We start from the raw sequence: 7,142 nt of genomic DNA on the forward strand, positions 1-7,142 counted from the left end.
GTGAATGTAGAAACTTTTTTACGCCAGCGTACACTCGCTGAGGATATTAAAACACTGGATGGTTTTCCTGAAATCCTTCAGCGAGTTTATGCCCATCGAGGCGTGACGGATATTTCACAGCTAGAGCGTAAAGCCGCTAACTTATTAGATTACCGCACGTTATCAGGGATAGATAACGCATTAACGCTACTTTATAGTGCATTGGAGAACCATAGCGTAATTACCATCGTAGGGGATTTCGATGCTGATGGCGCTACGAGTACGGCTTTAGCTATTCGCGCATTAAAATCAATGGGATATGTGAACTTAAATTACATTGTTCCAAATCGGTTTGAAAATGGTTATGGGCTGACGCCTCTTGTCGTTGAGGAAGCCTACAAACGCGGCGCGGATCTTATCATCACCGTTGATAATGGTATTTCGTCACACGAAGGTGTCGAAGCGGCTAGGCAGCATGATATTAAGGTCATTGTGACGGATCATCATCTTCCGGGAGATGTATTACCGAAGGCCGATGCCATTATTAACCCTAATCTAGAAGGGTGCCAATTTGCTTCTAAATCATTAGCAGGCGTTGGCGTGACTTTCTACTTAATGTCCGCGTTACGCGCCAAATTGCGCCAAGAAGGCTGGTTTGTTAAGCAGGGAATGAGCGAACCTAATTTAGCCGAATTCTTAGATTTAGTTGCGCTCGGAACAGTGGCAGATGTTGTTCCACTTGATACTAATAATCGTATTTTAGTGCATCAAGGTCTGCATCGTGTCAGGGCGGGGCGTTGTTGTGCGGGGATCAAAGCATTAATCGAGGTCTCAAAGCGGGAATGCTCTCGTTTGGTCGCCAACGACTTTGGTTTTGCTTTAGGGCCTCGTTTGAATGCCGCAGGGCGTTTAGATGATATGTCTGTGAGTATTGAATTACTCCTGACCGATGATATGGCTTATGCGCGAGAACTGGCTAACGAGCTGGATGGATTAAACCAAGCACGGCGGGAAATTGAAGCGGGGATGCAACAAGAAGCTTCCGTGTTATTTAATAAAATTGAGTATAGTGATAGCCAATTACCCAATGGGCTAGCTATCTATCATCCTGAGTGGCACCAAGGGGTTGTGGGAATATTGGCGTCAAGGATTAAAGAACAATATCACCGCCCTGTGATTGCTTTTGCACCCGCGGGTGACGGCACATTAAAAGGCTCAGGGCGCTCAGTACCAGGGGTGCATATGCGCGATGCATTAGAGCGCCTAAATACCCTACAACCGGGGCTAATGCAAAAATTTGGTGGTCATGCCATGGCGGCTGGCTTGAGCCTAGAAGAGAGTAAATTTGGCTTATTTAAGCAGCATTTTGAATCATTGATGGGGGAACTTATTCAACCCGATCAACTATCAGGTGTTGTTTGGAGTGATGGTGAACTCAAACAGGATGAGTTCACATTAGAAATTGCTGAGTTACTACGTGAAAGCGGCCCTTGGGGGCAATCATTCCCTGAGCCTGTTTTTGACGGCTATTTTCGGTTGCTGCAACAGCGCTTAGTGGGTGAACGCCATCTTAAAATGATGTTAGAGCCAGTGAAGGGAGGGCCAATGCTGGATGCGATTATGTTTAATATCGATGTGCGGCGGTGGCCTGATAATAGTGTGAAACGCGCAAAAATTGCGTTTAAACTAGATGTTAACGAGTTTCGAGGTCAAAAGAGTGTTCAACTGATGGTTGAGCACATTTGGCCTGAATAAGGGAACTTTCTCAGTTTACGTCGATGAGAGGTAAGATTCGCTTTTGCAGTGCTATAAATTTTAGTGAAATTCCGTTATCATTGACGGTTTGTGAAGAATTTATTCTATTTATAACGACCAAACATAAGACATTGAAAAATGACGTTTGAAATTAACCCAGTAAAAAGTAAGATTCAGGACCTATCTGAGCGAACAGCGGTCCTTAGGGGGTATCTTTGACTATGATGCCAAGAAAGAACGCTTAGAAGAAGTTAATGCGGAACTTGAGCAACCAGATGTCTGGAACGAACCTGAAAGAGCACAGGCGTTAGGTAAAGAGCGATCTTCTCTTGAGGCGATTGTTGACACCATAGATCAAATGACCCAAGGCCTTGAAGACGTTGAAGGCTTACTCGAACTTGCTATTGAAGCTGATGATGAAGACACCTTTAATGAAGCAGGTGAAGAGTTAACTCAGCTCCAAGCAAAACTAGAGCAGCTTGAGTTTCGCCGGATGTTTTCTGGTGAATATGATAGCGCTGATTGCTACATTGATTTACAAGCCGGTTCTGGTGGTACTGAAGCCCAAGATTGGGCCAGTATGTTAATGCGTATGTACTTACGTTGGGCAGAATCGAAAGGCTTCAAAACAGAAATTATTGAAGAATCAGATGGCGATGTGGCGGGTTTAAAATCGGCAACCATTAAAGTTATCGGTGATTATGCTTACGGTTGGCTAAGAACAGAATCCGGCGTACACCGTCTCGTGCGTAAAAGCCCATTTGATTCAGGGGGCCGCCGCCATACGTCGTTTAGCTCCGCCTTTATTTACCCTGAAGTTGATGACGATATTGATATCGAAATTAACCCAGCAGATTTACGCATTGATGTTTACCGCGCTTCTGGTGCGGGTGGGCAGCACGTAAACAAAACTGAGTCAGCAGTACGTATTACGCACATACCTACAAATATTGTGACTCAATGTCAGAATGACCGTTCGCAACATAAAAACAAAGATCAAGCCATGCGCCAGTTAAAAGCGAAGCTTTATGAACTGGAGATGCAGAAAAAGAATGCTGATAAGCAAGCGATGGAAGAGAATAAATCGGATATTGGCTGGGGTAGCCAAATTCGTTCTTATGTCCTTGATGATGCACGTATTAAAGATTTACGTACTGGTGTGGAAACGCGTAATACGCAAGCCGTACTGGATGGTGATTTGGATAAATTCATTGAAGCTAGCTTGAAAGCTGGCCTGTGAGGAAAAAATGTCTCAGCAGCAACAACAGGGTGCAGAACAAGCACCCGATTTGAATAACGAATTGAAAGCACGTAAAGAAAAACTCGTTGCTTTACGTGAAAAAGGGATCCCATTCCCGAATGATTTCCGTCGTGATATCACATCGGAAAAGATCCACGCACAATATGATGAAAAATCAGCGGAAGAGCTAGAAGACTTAAATATTGAAGTCGCCATTGCTGGCCGTATGATGACTCGTCGTATTATGGGTAAAGCATCATTTGCAACCCTGCAAGATGTGGGTGGTCGTATTCAAATCTATGTTTCTCGCGATGACTTAGCGGAAGGCGTTTATAACGAGCAATTTAAAAAGTGGGATTTAGGCGATATTTTAGGCGCTAAAGGCCGCTTATTTAAAACCAAAACAGGTGAATTGACTGTCCATTGTCACGAAGTGCGTCTACTGACGAAAGCACTGCGCCCATTACCGGACAAATTCCACGGTTTAGCAGACCAAGAAACACGTTATCGTCAACGTTACCTTGATCTGATTGCCAACGATGAATCTCGCCACACCTTTATGGTTCGTTCGAAGATCTTAGCTGAGCTACGTAACTTTATGGTCGGCAAAGGCTTTATGGAAGTGGAAACACCAATGATGCAAGTTATCCCTGGTGGTGCTTCTGCTCGTCCATTTGTGACTCACCACAATGCGCTGGATATCGATATGTATCTGCGTATCGCTCCTGAACTGTACCTAAAACGTTTAGTGGTTGGTGGTTTCGAACGTGTGTTTGAAATTAACCGCAACTTCCGTAACGAAGGCCTGTCTCCACGTCATAACCCTGAGTTCACTATGATGGAACTCTATATGGCGTATGCTGATTACCGTGACCTAATCGATCTGACTGAAGAGTTATTCCGCACGTTAGCGCAGAATGTTTTAGGAAACACTGTCGTTAAATACGGTGAGCAAGAGTTTGATTTTGGTAAACCATTTGCCAAATTGACCATGAAGGAAGCCATTTGTAAATATCGTCCTGAAACTAACGTTGCTGATTTGGATGATATGGATAAAGCGGTTGCAATTGCCCAGTCTATCGGCATCAAGGTAGAAAATAGCTGGGGCTTAGGTCGTGTTCAATGTGAAATTTTTGAAGAGGTTGCAGAAAGCCACCTGATCCAACCAACTTTCATTATTGAATATCCAGCGGAAGTTTCACCATTAGCTCGTCGCAATGATGAAAATCCATTTATCACCGACCGTTTTGAGTTTTTCATCGGCGGACGTGAAATCGGTAACGGTTTCTCTGAGTTAAATGACGCTGAAGACCAAGCAGAGCGTTTCGCTGAGCAAGTTCGTCAGAAAGATGAAGGTGATGACGAAGCGATGTTCTATGACGAAGACTATGTCACCGCATTAGAGCATGGTTTACCACCAACGGCTGGCCTCGGGATTGGTATTGACCGTATGGTCATGCTATTTACTGACAGTCATACGATCCGTGACGTGATCTTATTCCCTGCATTACGCCCATCTAAAGTTTAGTGCTATCAATAACAATGCCCAGCTGAGTCTGGGCATTGTTTTATCCAATCCTAAATCGTTAAATAATACGTTAGTACAGTTAGCGATTATTAAATTATCACTTAAGTTAAATTATTTTTGTTAATGTATTTCCTTTATCAATAGGGCTTAATTATTTTTTATTGTTGCGCTTAAGTGGAAATACTCAGACATCATTTTTATGTTTATAACATAATAAGTGTAATGTACTTAACAAAATGTTAATAGATAAAAGATTCGAATTTGTTTTTTTGTTAGAAAATATTTCATATATTGAAATATTGTACTTTTCAGAAAAATCAAATAGTCACCGCCGTCCTGCAGTGGAATTGTTTATTAACCGGATAAAGGTTTCGCTTGAGATCGTTAGATGATAATTTTTTACAGTTATTATTTATAAAACTCAAAATAAGTGTTCTTAGTAATTTTATTGCATTAAAAATGATGGGGTCGATACCGATTTAGTGCTAAGATTAAAATAATTAACCAAAATTTATGAGATGACTCTATTTCTAGATTAGGGCTTATAGAAAATAGATAAATTTTAGCTTACACTAGGTTTCTTGAATGTCATTATAATAGCGAAGAAAAGTGCTGGTAAGGTAACTATATGTTTTCAAACAATAAAATTTTTGTTGCGTCTTTGCTTTTGGCTGGGACAGCAATTCTCTCTGGCTGTTCTTGGGGCTCTAACACGAATTATTCAGAAAAAACTGATGCCACAGCTTCATCAACGGCTAATTCAGCGACGGGGCAGCAGTACATGGATTATTCCCATGCTGATTCTCAGACTGTTTTAAACACGGCAATTAATCATAAGCCCGCTGGGCAAAATCCTACGATGCTAAATCAATCTGGAAGCGAAGGTGAGTCATTCCAGAGTTTAAGCACCTGTATTAAAGAACTTAATGCACTGAAAACACTGTCACCAGCAGATTACAATCGCTTAGTCGGTTCCTTTAAAGAAGTGAGCGAAATTAATCAGCTTTATAAACAAGTCGCATCGACAGCAAGTCCAGACACGATTGAACTGTTACAAATGGCAATAGAAGCTAAAACAAAAGTTCTTTGCGCGAAAGTTCGTTATAACTCAGTCCTGTCTACCGAATCAACATTGGAAAAAATTAGTGGATTATGAGAATTAACCTAAGACTTTGTATATCTTTGGCCATTTTTTCGGCTGCTTTTAGTCAATTTGCAAAATCGGATAGCTTCAATAATGTCATTGATGACTTTGACACTTACCTGCAATTAGAGCAGGAAGGTAAAGTGCCGGAAAAGCCATTGAATATTCAAGGTCAGGGATATGACTCATTTTCATCTTTACCGCTCGCTCCTGAGCCAAAAGAAAAATCTAAATCTGCTGCGGGTAAAAATGCAGGCCAAAGTAAAACGCCTGCACGTACCCAACCTAAAGCTAAAGGGGCGGTCACTCAGCAGACCCAGACTAAAGTTACGACGACAAAAGTAGCTACACAAGCTAAAGGTCAGATGACAGAACAACCTAAAGTTGCTTTGTCTGAATGCCCATTACCAGAAGAAAGCATTGTGGATCAACAAACTGGTTCAGCACACCAGTCTTTGTTATTGTCATCCTACCCTTATTTCTTTAATTCAAACCAATGGCATCCACAGTATTTATCGAAAGATTTTGCTAAATACCAAATTGTTCTAGATCCATTAGGGCTTTACTCTGCTAAGTACTCAATGGGGGTATTGCGTGATAATACGGCTTACCTAGAACAGCTTGCCGATCTGCTCGCGCAACAACAATCGACTCACCTATTTAGATTTGGTGCTGCTCAAGGCGCTGGTCAGTTAATTGCTTATCATCAACTTTTAACCGATAGGCAATTAGTCGAAAAATTAATTGCACATAATAAAAGTGTAGCGGAACTCAGTCATGATATCGCCGAGAAACAATTTGAAATAGAGCGTATCAATAACGAACTTGCCGAAAATAAAAATCAAGTTGCTTTGTTACGTGAAAAACTAAGTGCAACAGATGATAAAGAAACCATTGTATTACTGACGGATGAATTGAACTCCGTTAAAAATATACTGGCAGATAAAGAAAATAATTTAGAACAACTCACTGCACAGAATCAACAAGCGCAGAAATCAATTGCGGCACTTGAGAAAAAACTTAGCGAAAGTATTCAAGCTCAAGCATTAGCAGAAAAACAACTTGCTGAGAAAGATAAACAAATAGAGCAAGCAAAATTACAATTTGAAAATGCTCAGAAGCAAGTTGAACAATTAACCGCCCAGCTAACTCAATTAGAAACGGATGCAAAAGAGCAGGCGGAACGATTAAATAAAAATAGTGACGAGCAAGTTAAGCTCGTGACTGCTTCACTTGAAAAACAGAAGGAATTACTGAAGCAAAAAGAGTCAGAACTTCAGTTAACTCAAAAACAAAATAGCGATATTCAAGCTGAACTGTTGAAACAGCAAGCAGCTTCTAAAGCTTTTGAGGCTGAGCTAAAAGCGGCACAACAACTGTTAAAAACGAATAAAACAGAGCAAGATTCGCTGGCGAAACAGTATGCGGAAAGTCTGAAAATTCAGCAGCAGCTACAAGAAAAATTAGCGAAACAAGAGCAAGAGTTTGCAACAGCA

5 protein-coding genes are annotated in these 7,142 nt (G+C 41.3%); all 5 read left to right on the forward strand.

What is annotated here, in order from left to right; all coding sequences use genetic code 11:
* A complete protein-coding gene (gene recJ / locus PSE69_RS01655; RefSeq protein ID WP_004921693.1) occupies nt 1-1,734 on the forward strand; it encodes a single-stranded-DNA-specific exonuclease RecJ in 1,734 nt (577 codons plus the stop codon).
* A gap of 138 nt (nt 1,735-1,872) precedes the next feature.
* A protein-coding gene (gene prfB / locus PSE69_RS01660; protein ID WP_101495230.1) for a peptide chain release factor 2 occupies nt 1,873-2,974 on the forward strand; the annotation gives its coding sequence in 2 pieces (ribosomal slippage) (nt 1,873-1,950 and nt 1,952-2,974; 1,101 coding nt in all).
* Between the two features lie 7 nt (nt 2,975-2,981).
* Nucleotides 2,982-4,502 (forward strand): lysine--tRNA ligase, encoded by a 1,521-nt coding sequence (gene lysS / locus PSE69_RS01665; protein WP_121874971.1) that lies wholly within the window; start codon nt 2,982-2,984, stop codon nt 4,500-4,502.
* Nucleotides 4,503-5,130: 628 nt separating this feature from the next.
* Nucleotides 5,131-5,658 carry a hypothetical protein gene (locus PSE69_RS01670; RefSeq protein WP_004921685.1) on the forward strand — a complete coding sequence of 176 codons (528 nt, stop codon included), beginning with the start codon at nt 5,131-5,133 and terminating at the stop codon, nt 5,656-5,658.
* A 26-nt stretch (nt 5,659-5,684) separates the two neighbouring features.
* The coding region (locus PSE69_RS01675; protein ID WP_272674911.1) for a hypothetical protein at nt 5,685-7,142 on the forward strand (1,458 nt) is incomplete at its 3' end.

Source organism: Providencia sp. PROV122, from assembly GCF_028482365.1.
GTDB lineage: Bacteria > Pseudomonadota > Gammaproteobacteria > Enterobacterales > Enterobacteriaceae > Providencia > Providencia stuartii.

Excerpts from the sequence above, each read along its gene's own strand:
- PSE69_RS01670 (WP_004921685.1), top strand. The coding sequence starts at position 5,131 with ATGTTTTCAAACAATAAAATTTTTGTTGCGTCTTTGCTTTTGGCTGGG.
- lysS (WP_121874971.1), top strand. The coding sequence starts at position 2,982 with ATGTCTCAGCAGCAACAACAGGGTGCAGAACAAGCACCCGATTTGAAT.